The 552-nt window shown below is 58.7% G+C and carries 1 protein-coding gene; it reads left to right on the forward strand.

The genetic code is table 11. From position 1 onward, the window contains the following. A partial coding sequence (locus CKO31_RS26625) for a hypothetical protein (RefSeq protein WP_207148140.1) occupies window positions 1–290 on the forward strand: 290 nt, incomplete at its 5' end. Window positions 291–552: the final 262 nt, after the last annotated feature.

Consider the following 552-nt stretch of genomic DNA (forward strand, 5'->3'; position numbering starts at 1 on the left):
TCATACGTATCATGCTCGACCGTCTGAATTCTCATGACGCGATCAATTCCGACGCGACGCGCCAGGTGTTGATATTCGAGCCGCATAGCAACGTGCTGCACCTTCGCTCAAAAATCCCGCCGCTTCGGACTGCAGTCGAGCCGACGCTATACCGCTACGCCGACCTCGCAGCCAGACAGGCACCGGAGCGGAGCGGGATCTTCAGCTTGTGGATTGCCCTGTTATTGTCGATCGCGGCAATATCGGGTATCACCCTAGTGGTTCGATTTCGTCGCAGAGGTTCTGCTTGATCCTGAAACCAGGTCTTCCAAGCAATGCGAAGCGAGAGCGCACTCCGCCGGGCATGATGCTTGTTGGATAGACAGCTGTTCGCGGTCACGACTACTTGGTAATCTCCGTGCGCGTGGGAAGCATCAGCGTCGGGTCGGAAAGCGCTTTCCTCGCGCCTGCCTCGACCCCTTCCGGCGTATCCGCATCCAACACTTTCGGCCCGTAAGCACTGGCCGGGGCTGACCCGGCCCCAGATCCGTCGTACCCCTTTGTCATATCACC

The organism is Thiohalocapsa halophila (assembly GCF_016583825.1).
GTDB lineage: Bacteria > Pseudomonadota > Gammaproteobacteria > Chromatiales > Chromatiaceae > Thiohalocapsa > Thiohalocapsa halophila.